Annotated in this window: 18 protein-coding genes; 13 read left to right on the top strand and 5 right to left on the bottom strand. The window is 71.0% G+C overall.

Annotation, left to right across the window (positions count from 1 at the left end; all coding sequences use genetic code 11):
* Positions 1 to 17: 17 nt before the first annotated feature.
* Positions 18 to 740 (bottom strand): cache domain-containing protein, encoded by a 723-nt coding sequence (locus NE235_RS28615; protein WP_252808376.1) that lies wholly within the window; start codon positions 738 to 740, stop codon positions 18 to 20.
* Positions 737 to 1,504, bottom strand: a complete 768-nt coding sequence (locus NE235_RS28620) for a FadR/GntR family transcriptional regulator (protein ID WP_252808377.1) — start codon at positions 1,502 to 1,504, stop codon at positions 737 to 739. Before NE235_RS28620 ends, NE235_RS28615 begins: the two co-directional genes overlap by 4 nt.
* A gap of 192 nt (positions 1,505 to 1,696) precedes the next feature.
* On the opposite strand from NE235_RS28620, the gene NE235_RS28625 reads away from it, so the two are divergent.
* Positions 1,697 to 3,322: an APC family permease gene (locus tag NE235_RS28625; RefSeq protein ID WP_252808378.1), complete on the top strand. Its 1,626-nt coding sequence runs from the start codon at positions 1,697 to 1,699 to the stop codon at positions 3,320 to 3,322.
* A gap of 123 nt (positions 3,323 to 3,445) precedes the next feature.
* Positions 3,446 to 3,577, top strand: coding sequence for a CoA transferase (locus NE235_RS28630; protein ID WP_406567650.1), 132 nt, complete (start codon positions 3,446 to 3,448; stop codon positions 3,575 to 3,577).
* Here the strand turns inward: NE235_RS28630 and NE235_RS28635 are convergent.
* Positions 3,567 to 4,655 (bottom strand): glycosyl hydrolase family 18 protein, encoded by a 1,089-nt coding sequence (locus tag NE235_RS28635; RefSeq protein WP_252808379.1) that lies wholly within the window; start codon positions 4,653 to 4,655, stop codon positions 3,567 to 3,569. The two genes, NE235_RS28630 and NE235_RS28635, sit on opposite strands and share 11 nt — an antisense overlap.
* Before the next feature lie 37 nt (positions 4,656 to 4,692).
* Here NE235_RS28635 and NE235_RS28640 point away from each other — a divergent pair, with 37 nt between their 5' ends.
* The 8 genes from NE235_RS28640 to NE235_RS28675 all read left to right on the top strand — a co-directional run bounded on the left by NE235_RS28640 (position 4,693) and on the right by NE235_RS28675 (position 9,964).
* The gene (locus NE235_RS28640) at positions 4,693 to 4,860 is read left to right on the top strand and encodes a hypothetical protein (protein ID WP_252808380.1); all 168 of its coding nucleotides are present in this window, start codon (positions 4,693 to 4,695) and stop codon (positions 4,858 to 4,860) included.
* Positions 4,857 to 5,477, top strand: a complete 621-nt coding sequence (gene bluB / locus NE235_RS28645) for a 5,6-dimethylbenzimidazole synthase (RefSeq protein ID WP_252808381.1) — start codon at positions 4,857 to 4,859, stop codon at positions 5,475 to 5,477. Before NE235_RS28640 ends, bluB begins: the two co-directional genes overlap by 4 nt.
* A 105-nt stretch (positions 5,478 to 5,582) precedes the next feature.
* Positions 5,583 to 6,140 carry a fluoride efflux transporter CrcB gene (gene crcB / locus NE235_RS28650; protein WP_252808382.1) on the top strand — a complete coding sequence of 186 codons (558 nt, stop codon included), beginning with the start codon at positions 5,583 to 5,585 and terminating at the stop codon, positions 6,138 to 6,140.
* Between the two features lie 4 nt (positions 6,141 to 6,144).
* Positions 6,145 to 6,498 carry a DUF190 domain-containing protein gene (locus tag NE235_RS28655; protein ID WP_252808383.1) on the top strand — a complete coding sequence of 118 codons (354 nt, stop codon included), beginning with the start codon at positions 6,145 to 6,147 and terminating at the stop codon, positions 6,496 to 6,498.
* Positions 6,495 to 6,857 carry a fluoride efflux transporter CrcB gene (gene crcB / locus NE235_RS28660; protein ID WP_252808384.1) on the top strand — a complete coding sequence of 121 codons (363 nt, stop codon included), beginning with the start codon at positions 6,495 to 6,497 and terminating at the stop codon, positions 6,855 to 6,857. Before NE235_RS28655 ends, crcB (NE235_RS28660) begins: the two co-directional genes overlap by 4 nt.
* 76 nt (positions 6,858 to 6,933) lie before the next feature.
* Positions 6,934 to 8,550 (top strand): peptide chain release factor 3, encoded by a 1,617-nt coding sequence (locus NE235_RS28665; RefSeq protein ID WP_252808385.1) that lies wholly within the window; start codon positions 6,934 to 6,936, stop codon positions 8,548 to 8,550.
* Between the two features lie 38 nt (positions 8,551 to 8,588).
* Positions 8,589 to 9,146 (top strand): DUF2243 domain-containing protein, encoded by a 558-nt coding sequence (locus NE235_RS28670; RefSeq protein ID WP_252808386.1) that lies wholly within the window; start codon positions 8,589 to 8,591, stop codon positions 9,144 to 9,146.
* A 14-nt stretch (positions 9,147 to 9,160) separates the two neighbouring features.
* On the top strand, positions 9,161 to 9,964 hold the full coding sequence (locus NE235_RS28675; protein ID WP_252808387.1) for a cytochrome c oxidase assembly protein: 804 nt from the start codon (positions 9,161 to 9,163) through the stop codon (positions 9,962 to 9,964).
* Positions 9,965 to 10,353: 389 nt separating this feature from the next.
* Here NE235_RS28675 and NE235_RS28680 read toward each other — a convergent pair whose 3' ends face one another.
* Complete coding sequence (locus NE235_RS28680) at positions 10,354 to 12,777, bottom strand: ABC transporter permease (RefSeq protein ID WP_252808388.1); 2,424 nt, start codon at positions 12,775 to 12,777, stop codon at positions 10,354 to 10,356.
* Complete coding sequence (locus tag NE235_RS28685) at positions 12,774 to 13,514, bottom strand: ABC transporter ATP-binding protein (protein WP_252808389.1); 741 nt, start codon at positions 13,512 to 13,514, stop codon at positions 12,774 to 12,776. Before NE235_RS28685 ends, NE235_RS28680 begins: the two co-directional genes overlap by 4 nt.
* 153 nt (positions 13,515 to 13,667) lie before the next feature.
* Between NE235_RS28685 and NE235_RS28690 the strand changes: the two genes are divergently transcribed.
* The 3 genes from NE235_RS28690 (at position 13,668) to NE235_RS28700 (ending at position 15,574) form a co-directional block, all read left to right on the top strand.
* Complete coding sequence (locus NE235_RS28690; RefSeq protein WP_252808395.1) at positions 13,668 to 14,234, top strand: TetR/AcrR family transcriptional regulator; 567 nt, start codon at positions 13,668 to 13,670, stop codon at positions 14,232 to 14,234.
* Between the two features lie 146 nt (positions 14,235 to 14,380).
* Positions 14,381 to 14,944, top strand: coding sequence for a hemerythrin domain-containing protein (locus NE235_RS28695; protein WP_252808390.1), 564 nt, complete (start codon positions 14,381 to 14,383; stop codon positions 14,942 to 14,944).
* 147 nt (positions 14,945 to 15,091) lie between these two features.
* Complete coding sequence (locus tag NE235_RS28700) at positions 15,092 to 15,574, top strand: pyridoxamine 5'-phosphate oxidase family protein (protein ID WP_252808391.1); 483 nt, start codon at positions 15,092 to 15,094, stop codon at positions 15,572 to 15,574.
* Positions 15,575 to 15,601: the final 27 nt, after the last annotated feature.

The following is a 15,601-nucleotide window of genomic DNA, read 5'->3' on the forward strand; positions in this document are numbered from 1 at the left end:
CCATTTCCGGGGCCGAATCATGGACGGCATTGCGGGGACGTCACCGCCCATCCCGTCAGGGCGCAGAGTCTGGTCAGCGCGCCGGAGCGTACCGGATCTATCTCGTCGCGCCGGGCGGTCAGCCGGTCGCCCGGGGCCGCGGCTGCGGTGCTGGCCGCGATGACGCGGCCGTCGGGGTTCAGCAGGGCGCGGGGGGACGGCTCGGCGCACAGGGCCGGCATGATGCGGCGTTCCAGGCGGTCGCACGGGACGTCCAGGGCCGCCACTCCGAGGGGCCGGGTGTCGTGGTGGACGGGGACGGACAGCGTGAACGTGTACTCGTTCGTGCAGGCGTAGTCGACGTACGGGCCGGCGACGTGCGGGTCGCCGGAGCGGATCGGCACCTCGAACCATTCGTCGTTGAAGTAGTCGAAGAAGTCGGGGCCGTCCGGGTCGAGGTTGACGCGCAGTGGCTCGGGGGTTCCGTCGCCGGGCCGCCACCACCATTCGAGCCAGTACGGGGCGTCGCGCAGCAGGCCGGGGGCGGCCACGACGCCGGTGCCGATGGCCAGGTCCCCGAAGGCGTCCAGGGTCTCGCGGATGCGTGGGCGGAGCGAGGCGAGGTCGGCGAGCGTGTAGGGGCCGGGCCGGGCGGCGTAGGAGGCCATGAAGGCGGCGGCGGTGCCGCGCAGGGACTGGAAGATGCGCTCGATGTCGTCGGCGAGGGAGGCCCAGGCCCGTTCGGATGGTGAGGTCGTCACTGGTCCACCTCGGTCCGGTAGACATCGACGCGCCACCGGATCAGTAGTTCCACCTCGTCCGCCACCTGCTGTTCGGCCAGTCGTCTGGCTTGTTCAGGATCACCGGCGGCGACGGCGTCGACGAGGGCGAGCCGGCCTCGTACGGTCTCGGCGTGGTCGGTGTCGCGGAGCAAAGTCCAGCTCAGATCGCCCCATTCGGCGCGCAGGTTCGCCTCTTCCTGGGTGAGCCGGGGTGACTGGGCGGCCAGGGCGACTGCGACGCCGAACTCGGTGTCCGCCTGGCGGCGCTCGGCGGCGGTGTTCGCCGCGGCCAGTCGCGCGGCGCGCCGGCGCAACGTCTGTATCTCCGGTGCCGTCGCGCGCCGGGCGGCGAGCGCCGCGGCGGTGCCGAAGATCGCCGACCGCAGGTCGCCGAGTTCGCGGAGTTGCCGGACGGTCAGGTCGGCCTGCCCCGGCCGGCTGTGGGGGCCGTCGGCAGGCCGTGCGACGAAGCTGCCGCCGGCCCGGCCGCGGCGGGTCACCACGAGGCCGCGCTCCCGCAGGGTCGCCAGCGCCTCCCGGAGCGTCAGGGTGGCGACGCCGAGTTGGTCGGACAGCACCGCTTCGGAGGGCAGGCGCTCTCCGGGAGCGATCAAGCCGAGCCGGATGGCCTCGGCCAGCCGGTCCGCGATCTGGTCGGCCCGGCCGGCCGGGCCATTGCCCAGTGCCTGGAGCGCCCGGACGGCAGCGGTGGTGAGGCCGGATGCGGGCGGTCCCGTCGCCATCGCACCTTCCTTCGTCACGTCCTGGTATTGCACCTTGACACTAAAACATTCAGGGCTAGATGATTTGCGGGCCCAACGCAATGATCATGTCGCACAGCGCGGTCGGTACGGGTGCGCGGGCATGGTCGCACGGCGCAGATCACCAGCCCCCTCCGGTCCGCCCCGACCGGCTGACAGATCAACGAGGCGACCATGACCGACAGCACCGGCTCGTCGACCGGACATGACGAGGACGCGGCCCATCTGGAGCGCCTCGGCTACAAACAGGAACTGCACCGCGTCCTGGGATTGTTCGACAACTTCAGCGTGGCCTTCTCTTACCTGTCGCCGATGGTCGGGGTGTACTCGCTGTTCGTGCTCGGGGTGGGCACCGCCGGACCTCGCTACCTGTGGCTGATGGTGCCGGTGGTCGGCTTCATGCTGCTGGTGGCACTGGTCTTCGGGGAGCTGGCGAGCCACTATCCGATCGCCGGCGCGCTGTACCAGTACGGAAAGTGGAGTGTCGGCCCGCGGTACGGCTGGTGGATCGGGTGGATCTACGGTCTCGCCCTGCTCGTCACCGTGGCCAGCGTCGACACCGGCATCGTCGGTTATCTGACCGCGCTGCTGAACAACCTGTTCGGGACGCACCTGGACGGCACCGCGCACGGCACGATCCTGGTGGTCACGGTCCTGCTCATCGCGGTCCAGACCCTGATGAACACCGTGGGCGCCAAGCTGATGGGGCGGATCTCCCAGCTCGGCGTGTTCGTCGAGACCATCGGCACCTTCGGGGTCGCCATCGCGCTGGGCATCGCCGGGTTCCACCACGGGTTCGGCTTCCTGTTCTCCAGCAAGGGCGCCGAGCACGCGTCGGCCAATCCGCTCAAGGTCGACTTCGGCGGCCACTGGCTCACCGGCGCCGCGCTCGTCGCGGTACTCGCGCACGCCTACATCTTCTACGGCTTCGAGTCCGCCGGGGACATCGCCGAGGAGACCAGGTCGGCGTCGCGCATCGTGCCCCGGGCGATGCGCTCGGCGCTGCTGTACGGCGGGGTGGCCTCGGCCGTCCTCGTCATCGGCCTGCTGCTGGCCATGCCCTCCGACCCGAAGGGCTACGCCAACGCCGCGTCGTTCGAGGGCGGGGTGCCCGCCATCCTCGGTCAGCTCCCGTCCTGGTCGCAGAACCTGTTCCTGGTGGTGGTGTGCGTCGCCTTCTTCTCCTGCGGCACCGCGGTCCAGGGTGCGGGCTCGCGGCTGATGTACTCCTACGCCCGGGACAGGGCCGTCCCGTTCAGCCACAAGCTCAGCGTGGTGTCCAAGCGGTTCCACACTCCGGTCAACGCGCTGCTGGTCGCCGGCGTCGTCCCCGTGCTGTTCACCCTGCTGGTCAACGTCAACCCGGCGCACAACGTCCACATCCTGTGGTTCGAGCTGCCCGCCGGCGTCAACGCGCTGACCCTGCTGGTCTCCTTCGGCGTGTCCGGGATCTACCTGTCCTTCCTGCTGACCGTGGTGGGTTCGATCATCGCCAGGGCCCGGGGCTGGCAGCCGGCCGGGACGTTCCGGCTCGGGCGCTGGGGCTGGCCGGTCAGCATCCTCGCCGCGGCGTACCTCGCGCTGATGCTGCTCAACATCGTCTGGCCGTCCGGCCTGTCCAGCCCGCGCGGCAGCCTGTTCAACTTCGACTGGATCACCCTGATGGTGATCGTCGTGCTCCTGGTCATCGGCGCGGTGTACTTCGTGATCGCGCGTCCGTACCAGCGCCTGGCGGTCACCGGGCAGCCAGGCGCCCCGGTGGCCGGCGAGGCCGACCGGATCGGGGAAGGCGCCCAGTGACGACGGGACGGACCATTGTCGACGGCGCGTCGGAGCTCGGCGGCTGACCACCGTGCCGGACCCGCGGGCACCGGGGTCCCCGCCCGCGGGTCCGGCATGGTCCTGCCGGGGAGGACGGTACCGATGACCGAGCTGCCGCTGTCCGGGATCCTGGCCGCCGACTTCGGGCGGGTGCCGGCGGCGCCGTACGCCACCATGCTCCTCGCCGACCCCGGCGCCGGCGTGATCAAGGTCGAGGCGCCGGTCAGCGGCTGAACCAGGGGTTGCCGCCGCCGAGCGACCAGACGGAGACCCTGGTCACTCCGAGAGAGGTGAGCACCTGGAGCTTGCGGTCCAGGGCGGTCCGGTCGACGTAGTCGTACAGGGTGCCGTTCGAGGTCCAGCGGATCTCGCCCGAGGACGGGTCACGCCGTTTCTCCACCGTCGCCGCGTCGGTCGCGAAGCCCGGCTTCTTCTTCATCTCGCTGAAGTGGACATTCCCGGTGATCTTGCCGGTGTCGCACTTCGCCGGAGCGCTGTAGCCGTACGAGGGAAGTCCGATGATGAGGTCGGACACCGGGACCCTGCTCTCGGCGTAGGCGGTCACCTTCTTGAGCCAGTCGTACGGCGCGATGGGCAGGCACTCCTTCCCGGACGCACTGTCGTACTCCTCGTCGTAGGCCATGATGACGAGATCGTCGACGCCGGTGGCCTTGACGGCCCTGTAGTCGTAGAAGGAGGCGTCCTCGGTCATCGCCGGGGCGTCCACCTGCAGGCGCTTGCCCTTCGCGTGCAGGGCGGTGGCCAGTTCCTTCAGGAACGCCTTGTACCCCGCGAAGTCGTCGGCGCTCCAGGACCAGTAGTCCTCCATGTCGACATCCACCCCGCTCAGGTTCGCCTCGGCGACCAGCGAGGTGACCTTCTCGATGGCCGCGGTCCGCTTGGCCTTCGTACGGACCAGGGCGCGAACGTCCGCGGTGCTCATGGCCGAGAGCGTGGGGTACTGATGGGCGGAGTGCGCCTTCAGATCCGCGACGTTCGCCGGACTGTAGGTGTTGCACGTGCCATCGCCGGAGGCCTCCAGCGTGACCGAGCCATCGGACTTGACCGACCAGTACTCCGGGTTCAGTGATCCGTCCTTCACCCGGTCGTCGGCGTACTCGGAGGCCGCGGTGCAGGACGGCTCGCCGGGCCCGCCGGGGTACAGCCACGTCTGGAACCGCACCGCCGGTGCCTTCGCGGTCGCGGAGACGCCGTGACCGGCGCGGACGCCGGTCGTGGCGCTGCACGCGGTCAGCGCCGTCGCCGTCGAGGCGACCGCGACGAGGGTGGTGAATCGTGGATGGCGGAGCACGACACCGTCCTTCGAAGATCGAGAGTCTGGTTCACCCATGGGATGCGCGCGCCGGGTGATCGGTTCGTCCACCGCCGGCACGGCCGGGACGCGTGCCCCGGGTCGCCGCGAGACGCGCGGCTGCACGATCGTGGTCACCGCCGGTCCGCCGACCGGATCGGCGTCCACCACCCACGTCCGTACGCAGCGGGAGCACTGCCCATGAACAACGGCATCTACGACCTGATCCACCGTCGCCGCGACGTGCGCGCCCAGTTCACCGGCGCGCCGATCCCCGACGAGGTCCTTCACCGGGTCCTGACCGCCGCGCACGCCGCGCCCAGCGTCGGGCTGTCCCAGCCCTGGGACTTCGTCCTCGTACGGGACCCGGCCCTCCGGCACTCCTTCCACGACCATGTCCAGCACGAACGCGCCGCGTTCGCGGCCACTCTCAGCGGGGCCGACGCCGACCGCTTCGCCCGAATCAAGATCGACGGTGTGCTGGAGAGCAGCCTGTCGATCGTGGTCACCTACGATCCCGAACGAGGCGGCCCGGCGGTGCTGGGACGGCACGCCATCGCCGACGCGGGCCTGTACTCGGTCTGCCTCGCCATCCAGAACCTGTGGCTGGCCGCCACCGCCGAGAGACTCGGCGTCGGCTGGGTGTCCTTCTACCGGGAGCCGTTCGTACGCCGGCTGCTCGGCATCCCGGACGGGATCCGCCCGGTCGCCTGGCTGTGCCTGGGGCCGGTCACTCATCTGGAGACCGTGCCGGACCTCGAGCGGCACGGCTGGCGCCGCCGGCGCCCCCTGGACACCGTGCTCCACCACGACCGTTGGTGACCGCGTCGCGCCTCCGTCGGCCCTGGTGGACGGCGGCGCCGGCTGCGGCGTGACGAGCGCGCGCGCCGTTAGGGCAGAATGGGAGATGGCAGAGGAAAGGATGTCGTGACCTCCCCGTTCCCCGACGGCGCGGCCGGCCATCACGTCGAGGAGCCCGCCGGTCTTCCGATCGACCCCGACGCCGGCCCCGGTGACGAAGACGCCCATTCCGAACGCGGTGTCTTCGCGGTCCGTGGGACCCCACGCCGGAACCGGCAGTGGAGCGTCCTGGCGGTGATCTCGCTGGGCGGCGCGCTCGGCACCGTCACCCGGTACCTGGTCTCCCAGGCCCTGCCGGTCAAGGCCGGTCACTTCCCCTGGGCCACGTTCCTGACCAACCTCTCCGGGTGTTTCGCCCTCGGGCTGCTGATGGTGTTCGTCCTCGACGTGTGGCCGCCGAACCGGTACGTCCGTCCCTTCCTCGGTGTCGGCTTCCTCGGTGGTTACACCACCTTCTCGACGTTCGCCGTGGAGGTCAGGAATCTCGCGGGACATGGCGCGTGGACGCTCGCCGACGCCTATGCGGTCAATAGCCTGGTGGGCGGTCTGGTCGCGGTCTGGTGCGGAATCGCCCTGGCCCGCCTGATCGCCGGGCTGCCCGTACGCCGGAACCGTGGGGAGTAAGGGCATGAGACTGCATGGCACCGCCTGCCGGGTGACGATCTTCATCGGCGAGACCGACCAGTACCATCACAAGCCGCTCTACGCCGAGATCGTGCACCGCGCCCGCAAGCGCGGGCTGGCGGGCGCGAGCGTGTTCCGGGGCATCGAGGGCTTCGGCGCGTCGTCCCGGATCCACACCAGCCGGATCCTGTCCCTCAGCGAGGACCTGCCGCTGGCCATCGTGATCGTCGACGCCGAGGACAAGCTCGTCGACTTCCTGCTCGAACTCGACGAGCTCATCGGCGAGGGCCTGGTCACGCTCGAGCCCGTCGAGGTCTACCGGTACGTCGGCCGCGACGCGGGCGAGGTGGAACGGTGACCGTCCTGCTGGTGCTGCTCGGCGGTGCCGTCGGAGCGCCGAGCCGCTACCTGATCGACCGGTTCGTCCAGCGGCGCGTCGCCGGCGTCCTCCCCTGGGGCACCCTCACCGTCAACCTCATCGGCTGCCTGATCCTCGGCCTGCTCACCGGCGCCGCCCACGACCTGCCGAAGCCGGTCCTCACCGTGGCCGGCACCGGGTTCTGCGGCGCGCTGACCACGTTCAGCACCTTCGGCTTCGAGACCACCCGTCTCCTGGAGGAGGGCTCGCTCCTGGAGGCCGGCCTCAACGCGTTCGGGAGCCTGGCGCTGGGGCTGCTGGCCGCCACCGCCGGCTACCTCGCCGGCACCGCCGTCTAGGGCGGCCGGCCGGGGCCGGGCGCCGGCCGAGTCGGAGAGAACAGACTCGTACGGAAGTACGGAAGGGAAGAGCACGGTGACAGCGGTTCAGCAGGAGACCGGACGGGTCGCGGACGTCGTGGCGCAGGCCGGCCGGCGCCGGACGTTCGCGGTGATCAGTCACCCGGACGCGGGCAAGTCGACGCTGACCGAGGCGCTGGCGCTGCACGCGGCGGCGATCGAGCAGGCCGGCGCGGTCCACGGCAAGGCCGGGCGGCGCGGAGTCGCCTCCGACTGGATGGAGATGGAACGCGACCGCGGCATCTCGATCACCTCCTCGGTGCTGCGGTTCGAGTTCGGCGACACGCTCCTGAACCTTCTGGACACGCCCGGCCACGCCGACTTCTCCGAGGACACGTACCGGGTGCTGGCCGCCGTCGACGCGGCGATCATGCTGCTGGACTCCGCGAAGGGCCTGGAGGCCCAGACGCTCAAGCTCTTCGACGTGTGCCGCCACCGGGGCATCCCGGTCATCACGTTCGTCAACAAGTGGGACCGGCCCGGCCGCGAACCCCTCGAACTGCTGGACGAGGTGGAGCAGCGCATCGGCCTGCACCCGGCTCCTTTGAACTGGCCGGTCGGCGTCGCCGGTGACTTCCGCGGCCTGATCGACCGCGCCAGTGGCGCCTATACCCGCTACCGCCGTACGCCGGGCGGGGCCACGCGGGCGATCGAGGAGACCCTCCCGGCCGAACGGGCGGCGGCGGAGGAGGGCGACGCCTGGCACACCGCGCAGGAGGAGCTCGCGCTCATCGCCGAGATCGGCGCCGACCTGGACCCGGAGGCGTACCGCGCCGGGATCTGCACCCCGGTGCTGTTCGGCGCCGCGCTGCCGAACTTCGGCGTACGGGACCTGCTGGAGGCGGTTCGCGCGCTCGCCCCCGCGCCGATGCCCCGGACCGGTGCGGACGGACGGGAGCGGCCGGTCGACGGGCCGTTCTCCGGGCAGGTGTTCAAGGTCCAGGCGGGGATGGACCGGGCCCACCGTGACCGGCTGGCCTTCATCCGCGTCTGCTCCGGCCGGTTCGAACGCGGAATGACCGTGGTCCACGAGCCGACGGGCCGGCCGCTGGTGACGAAGTACGCCCAGACGGTCTTCGGCCGGGACCGCTCGACCCTGGACGTCGCCTATCCCGGTGACGTGATCGGCCTTCCGAACGCCGCCGGCCTGACCGTCGGCGACACCGTCTACGTCAAGACCCCCATCGCCTACCCGCCGATCCCGTCGTTCGCGCCCGAGCACTTCATGGTCGCCCGGGTCAGGGACAACGGCCGCGCCAAGCAGTTCCGCCGCGGCATCGACCAGCTCGGCGCCGAGGGCGCGGTCCAGGTGCTGCGCAGCGACGTACGCGGTGACCAGGCCCCGGTCCTGGCCGCGGTCGGCCCGCTGCAGTTCGAGGTCGTCCAGCACCGCATGGAAGAGGAATTCGGCGCGCCGGTCGAGCTGACCCGCCTGGACTACACCACCGCGCGGGTCACCGACCAGGCGTCCCTGGACGCCCTCGCGGGGCGGCGGGGCGTCGAGGTCCTCACCCGTGCCCTGGACGGCACCCTCCTCGCCGTCTTCAGCGACAAGTGGCGCCTGCGCAGCATCGAACGCGAACACCCCGGCATCACCCTCACTCCCCTGCTCGCGGCCGGTATCGCCGACTGAGCGGTTCCGCCGCGGGCTCGCGGGGGAAGAAGGAGGCCATGGCGGCCGCCACCGGCCGGACCGGCGCGAACGCCGGGCCGGCGAGTCTGCAACTGCCGGGCATCGTGCTGGGCGTGGGCCTCGGCGGTTTCGTCGACGGCATCCTGCTGCACCAGCTCCTGCAGTGGCACCACATGCTCAGCAGCACGGACACCGACAACATCGGCGTGCGGTTCTACGACCCCCGCACCGTTCCGGGCCTGCGGATGAACACGGTGTGGGACGGCCTGTTCCACGTCGTGTGCTGGCTGGCGGTGCTGACCGGGCTGGCCGTCCTGTACTCGCGGGTCACCCACCGGCGCCGCCGGGTGTGGACCTCCCGCGTGCTGTGGGGCTGGGTCCTGGTCGGCTGGGGGCTGTTCAACCTCGTCGAAGGCATCGTGGACCACCAGATCCTCGGCGTCCACCACGTTCACGCCGGTCCGTACCAGGTCTGGTGGGACATCGGCTTCCTCGTGCTCGGTGCCGTGCTGATGGCCGTGGGATACCTGGTGAAGCGCACCGGCACGCCCTTCGATCCCGAGACCGGTGCCACCGGCCGGCCGCGGGCCTCGTGACGCACGGGCACCCGATGAGCGGCCACGACGCCGGGCCGTGGGACGGCCTGGTGCCCGTGGCGGCGGTGGCGCTGCTCGCCGCGGCCTACCTGCTGATCGTCCACCGCGCCCGGCGGCCGGCGCGCCTGAGGTTCCGGTGGCGTACCGCCGCGTTCCTCAGTGGGTGCGTCCTGCTCGCCGCGGCCCTTCTGCCGCCGATCGCGCCGTTCGCCCACCGGGACTTCCGGGGTCACATGCTGCAGCACCTGCTGATCGGGATGTACGCGCCCCTGGCCCTGGTCCTGGGCGCCCCGGTCACCGCGCTGCTGGGCGCCCTTCCCGCCTCCCGCGCGCGCCGGCTGACCGCCGCGCTGCGCGGCCGGCCGATGCGCGTCCTGGCCCACCCGGTCACCGCGCTGCTCCTGAGCACCGGAGGCCTGGCCGTGCTGTACTTCACGCCGCTGTACGACGCCACCACCGGCCACGCGGGCGCGCACTGGATCGTGCACGCCCACTTCCTGCTCTCGGGGTGCCTGTTCGCCTGGGTCATCGCCGGTCCCGATCCGGCGCCCGCCCGCCCCGCCGTTCCCGCCCGGCTGGTGGTCCTCGGCGTCGCCATCGCCGCCCACGCCGTCATCGCCCAGCTGATGTACGGCGGGTTCCTCATCGACGTGCACGCGCCCATCACCCAGGTCCGCGGCGGCGCGGAGATCATGTACTACGGCGGCGACATCGCCGAACTCCTGCTCGCCGCCGCCCTGGTCGCCACGTGGCGGCCCGCCCGCCGTACCACTGCGGCCCGGTCGCGCCGGCGACCCCTCACCCCGCAGAACCGTTGACCGGGCCCCCAGGGCACTGTGGTGCCGTGGCCCGGATTCACGAGCTCCCTGCCAGTGCCCAGCCGTCACCGGCGCTGTGCAGGTAGCCGCCCTCCGGAAGGTGAGCGGGGAGGAACAACGTACCGGTGTCGGCGCATCGCTCGGCGGGCGGGCAGGGCCGGCCCGACGGCTTCCACGAGGGGCACGATGGTGCCTCAGGGATGTGCGGATGTCCGGTGGCGGATCAGTGGCCGTGGGGGTTGAGGCTGCTGAGGGCCGGGATGCCGTTGATGGTGAAGTGGATGGTCGCCATCAGAACGGCGATGCCGAGGAGGACCAGCAGGATCTTGCGGCTACGGCTCATGGTGTCGTGTCCTCTGAAATGGGTGCTACGGCGGTCGGGATCGGTGTCAAAGACTGACGAGGGCTTCGCGTACGGTCGTCAGCGAGGCGCGTCGGGCGGCTGCGGCGCTGGCCGCGGCGGCGCCCGCCAGGGTGAGCAGGCTCCACAGCGCGAGCGCCGGGAACGAGAACTCGAATGGGAGGTTCTGCCGGAACGCCTGGTTGCCGATGAAGTTCCCGAACACCCCGGTCAGGGGCAGGGCCGCGACCGTCGCGAACAGCAGGCTGAGCGCGGCCGTCAGGACGCCTTCGGTGACGACGACGGTACGGATCGCGGAAGCGGTGGCGCCGAGCGTGCGCAGCACGCCGAACTCCCGGGTCCGTTCCAGGACGCCGGTGCTCAGTGCGGAGGCGAGACCCAGCAGTCCGACGAAGCCCATCACGACCGCGAGGGCGATCAGGGCGTCGGCCAGGACCAGGACGTGTCCGTCCAGCGCCACGCGCAGCGTGTCGATGGTGGTGGCCTGCTGGATGCCCGTGCCCGAACGGGTCAGCGCGTCGTCCAGCCGGTCGAGGACCGCCTGCCGGCTCGCGGGGTCGTGGCGGTCGGTGACGACGCGGAGCAGTTCGGCCTGGCCGGGGGCGCCGGTGACGGCGGCGTAGTCCCGGTCGGTGAGGTAGGCGGCGCCGAGGGTGCCGAAGTCGGAGACGATACCCACCACCCGGCGGGTGACGGGGCGTCCGGCGATGGTGACGGTGACGGTGCCGCCGACGGTGGTGCCGGGGGCCTGTTGCGCAGGCACCAGGTTGTTCAGCACGACGGCCCCGGTGTCTTCGGGTCGCAGCCACCGGCCGGCCATGAGCGGCAGGTGCATCAGGCGGGTGTCGGCGGGTGGCGCCATCACGGTGAAGCTGTCGTGGGCTTCGTCGGGATAGACGTGCGCCACGTCGACCCGTCCGGCCGTGTGGACGGTGGCCGCGGTCCGGCCCCACGCCTCGGCGGCCACCACCCCTCGGGTGGAGCGTGCGAGTGCCACGAGCCCGTCGGCGGGGTAGGCCTTGTCGAGCCGCACCTCGATGTCGTAGTCGCGCCGGCTGATGCTCTGGGCGACGAGGGAGCTCCAGCCGCCCGCGGTGTTCAGCCCGGTGAGGAACATGGCTCCGGCGACGCCGAGCAGTCCGACGCTGAGCACCAGGCGCCCGCGGCGCCGGAACATGTTGCGCAGCGCCATCACCTGGATCCGGCTGGGGCCGCGAAGGCGGGTCAGGAACCGTTCGAGGAAGCCGCCCAGCACAGCGGGATCGGCTCCGTGGTCGTCGATGGCCTGGCGGACGGTGATACGGCTGCCGCGCAGCAGTGGCACCAGGGCCACCAGCAAGGGCAGGCCGACTCCCGCGCCCAGCGCGACCGCGTACACCCAGGCGGGTACGGACTCGCCGGCGATGTCGAGGTTGAGCAGGCGTGCGCCCTGCCCGGCCAGGGCGCGCCCCAGGGCGAGTCCGGGTGCGAGCGCGAGTGCGGTGGCGGTGAGCGCGATGACGGCGGCCAGTGCCAGGTACATCTGGAGTATCTGGCCGGTGCGGGCGCCGACCGCCTTCATCGCCCCGATCTGCCGGATCTGTGCGGTCAGCATGCCGCCGAGCATGGTGGCGACCAGGATCGAGGCCAGCAGCAGCGCCATCAGTCCGAAGGCCAGGAGCACGAACCCGACCATGACCATCTGCCCCTGGTGGGGATGCCGGCCCGGGGGCGGGATGTCGATGCTGCCGACCGGGTGACCCAGTGCCTTCATCCGGGCGGCGACGCGCTGCGCGGTGCGGTCGATGACCGAGGAGCTGGTGGATGCCGTGGAGTGGTCGCCGACGACGATGCGTAGTTGGTCCAGGGTCTGGGGCCGTCCCAGGAGGGCCAGAGCGGTGGTGGTGGCGTAGCCGTAGGCGGTCTGCTCCTGCCCGGCCGGCGCCACTCCGCCGTCGTGTACCGAACCGGCCACCGTCATGGGTGTCGGCGCACCACCGGATGCCTCGACCGTCACTCGCCGGCCGGTGCTCACCCCCAGGAAGCCGAGGGCGGTGCGCTCCAGGAGCAGAGACCCCTTGAGTGGGGGCCAGCTTCCGGTCTCCACGGCGACCGTGGCGATCCGCTGGGGATCGGCCGGGTCGGAGGCGAAGAGGACCAGGGTGCGCCATGGTCCGTCCCCAACCCTGATGCGGGCCTGGATGGTGCTGCGGGCGGTGGCGTCCAGGACACCGGGCTCGGCACGCGCGGCGGCGAGGGTGGCGGTGTCGACGCCGCCGGGGACATGCAGGGTGGCGGAGGCCGGGTGAGTGGCCTGGTAGTTCCGGGTGATCTCCCGGCCGATGATCGCCCGGGCGGTGAGAAAGGCGGTGACCGCGAGCACGCTGACCGCGATCGCGACCGTCATCATCGCGACCCGGGAGCGGGTGGCCCACAGGTCGCGGCCCAGTTTCCGTAGGCGCAGGCGGGTCACGAGGCCACGCCCTGTCGTACGCTCCGGGTCGTCGTGTCCTTGCTGATCAGACCGTCGGCGAGGGTGATCTGCCGGGTGGCGTGGCGGGACAGGTCGCGTTCGTGGGTGACCATGAGCACGGTCCGGCCGTCTGCCGCCATGTGAGCGAACAGGTCCAGCACGCTGTCCGAGGTGGCCGAGTCGAGGTTGCCGGTCGGTTCGTCGGCCAGCAGCACCGGGGGCTCGTTCGCCAGGGCCCGCGCGATCGCGGCGCGCTGTTGCTGTCCGCCCGAGAGTGCGGAGGGGAGTTTGTCCGCCTGTTCGCGGATTCCGACCTCGGTCAGCAGTTCCAGGGCCCGGGCGCGGCGGTGCCGTGCCGGGAAGGTGTCGCACAGGTCCATCGGCAGCATCACGTTCTCCGCCACGGTCAGGGTGGGCAGGAGCTGGAAGAACTGGAACACGAGGCCGATGCACCGGCCCCGCCAGGCGGCGAGCTGCGAGCCCTTGAGCGTGTGGACGGGCGTACCCGCCAGGACGATCTCTCCGGCGGTGGGCCGGTCGATCCCGGCCAGCAGGTTCAGCAGTGTGGTCTTGCCACTGCCTGACCGGCCCACCACGGCGACGAATTCCCCTGACGCGACCTGCAGGTCGATCCCGCCGAGCGCGGTGACCTCCCCTGAGGGCAGCGGATAGGTCTTGCCGAGTCCGCGAGCGAGGATCACCGGCTCACCTGCGGAGTTCTCCATCGGAGGCGACATGAGGCAGCACCTCATCCTTGGCACAGAGTTTCTGGACGGATGTTCACTAGAGGATTAAGGTCCAGGAACGTACGCCGGGCAAGAAGCAGGCCGCGGCGTGATGTGCGGAATCGAACAGCGTCCGCAGCCGGTGTCCAGGAACTTGGGGTGACGATGGTCACAAAGCCCGACCGCAGGGTCCGCCGCACCCAGCAGGCACTACAGCGCGCCCTCCTCCAGCTCATGGCGGAGAAGGGCTATGAGAGCGTGACGATCCAGGACATCATCGACAGTGCCGACGTCGGCCGCTCGACCTTCTACAACCACTACTCGAACAAGGACGAGCTGCTCAAGGACGGCTTCGCCGATCTCCGTTCCCTGATCGGCCAACCGGCGCCGAACGCCACCGCGGCAGCGAACCGCGACCCCCTGCGTTTCAGCCTGCCGTTCCTGCGCCACATCCACGAGCAGCGGAACCTCGCGCGGGCCATCTTCACCCAGAGCGGCCTCCGGTCTGTGCTGAGGCACATCGAGGAGCTGCTCGCCGATGTCGTCCGCGACGAGCTCCCCTCCACTACCCCTGGCGGAGTGCCCCGCGAGGCGGTCGTCCGCTTCATCGTCTCCTCACACCTCGCCTGCCTGGAGTGGTGGCTCGCCGAGAGCCCGCAGAGCACGCCGGAGGAGATCGACGAGATCTTCCGTACGCTCTCCCGGCCCGGCATCGAGGCCGCCGGACGATGATCGGCATCCCGGCGCCCCAAGGGGCTCGCAGAGACGGGTGGTGACCGTTGTCTGCGGGTCTCGCCCAGCCGGCCGTGTCCCGCGAAGGGACGTTTCACCGTCCGTGACCGGGGCATGGGGTCGCAAGAGACCCGGCGGAGCCGATCATGCAAGATTCGGATGATCTCATCAGCGTCCTGACGCAGGATCACCACGACCTCCAGCAGCTGCGGACCGAGCTGGATTACCTCACCGAATTCGACGGGCTGCGGCGTTCGCTGGTGGTACTGATGGTCGCCGAGACGGTACGGCACTCGGTCGCCGAGGAGACCTACGTCTATCCGGTGATCCGGGCCCGTCTGCCGCAAGGACCGGCACTCGTCGACCACGAGGTCACCGCGCATCGGCGCATCGAGCGGATCATGAGGAGCCTGAGCCGCCCTGATCTGACCAGCTCGGAGATCACCTCCCTCCTGGCGGAGCTGGACGCCGCGGCGCTGCGGCACGCGCGGGCCGAGGAGGAGGAACTCTTCCCGCTGCTGGCCGACCACGTCAGCGAGGACGAACTCGTCGTTCTCGGGCGGCAGGCGCTGGAGGCGAAGGAGAAGGCGGCGATCCGGCGCTCCCTCGCGGAGCCGGGCTGCCCGATGCGGAGCGAACACATCGCCTCGGGTGGGACCCTGGTCGACCGAGTCCGCGCGTACCTGCGCGCCGACGCCTATCCCCTCTGACACCGCGCGGCGTCGAGACACCGTTCCCGTCCGCGCGCGGCATCGGCGGGCCGGCCTCGGCGCAGGTTCGGTGACGGGGATCGGGGAACGTCCCGGTTGGTACGCTCCCGCTGAACTGAGACAGGACTGATCGATGTGGGTGATGGCATGACTGGTGAGGCGTCCGGGTCCGCAGAGCAGGGGCAGGGCGGTGGCGCGCCGGCGCTGGTCTCCCTGGACGAGGCCGAGTGCCTGCGGTTGATCTCGCCGGGCGGTGTCGGGCGGCTGGGATACGTCGGCCGGTACGGTCCCACGATCCTCCCGGTCAACTACAAACTGCACGAGGACACGATCGTCTTCCGGACCGCCCAGGACAGCCCGACCGACGAGGATCTGCGGACCGGGATCGAGAACGCCGAATACAAGGTCGCGTTCGAGATCGATGAGCTGGACCCGGCGGCGCGTTCGGGATGGAGCGTCCTGATCCAGGGCTCGCTGCACCACGTGGCGTCGGAGGAGGAGCGCGCGTCGGTCCGTGCGTCGGGTGTCGAACCGTGGGCCGGAGGTCCTCGGGAGCTCTACCTGCGGATCCGGCCGACCCGCGTCACCGGCCGCCGGGTCGGTGAGGGCGCGACGTCGGGCGGCGCGTGACCGCCTGAGTGAGACGTCGGCGCGACC

Source organism: Actinoallomurus spadix (assembly GCF_024055725.1).
Taxonomy (GTDB): Bacteria; Actinomycetota; Actinomycetes; order Streptosporangiales; family Streptosporangiaceae; genus Actinoallomurus; species Actinoallomurus spadix.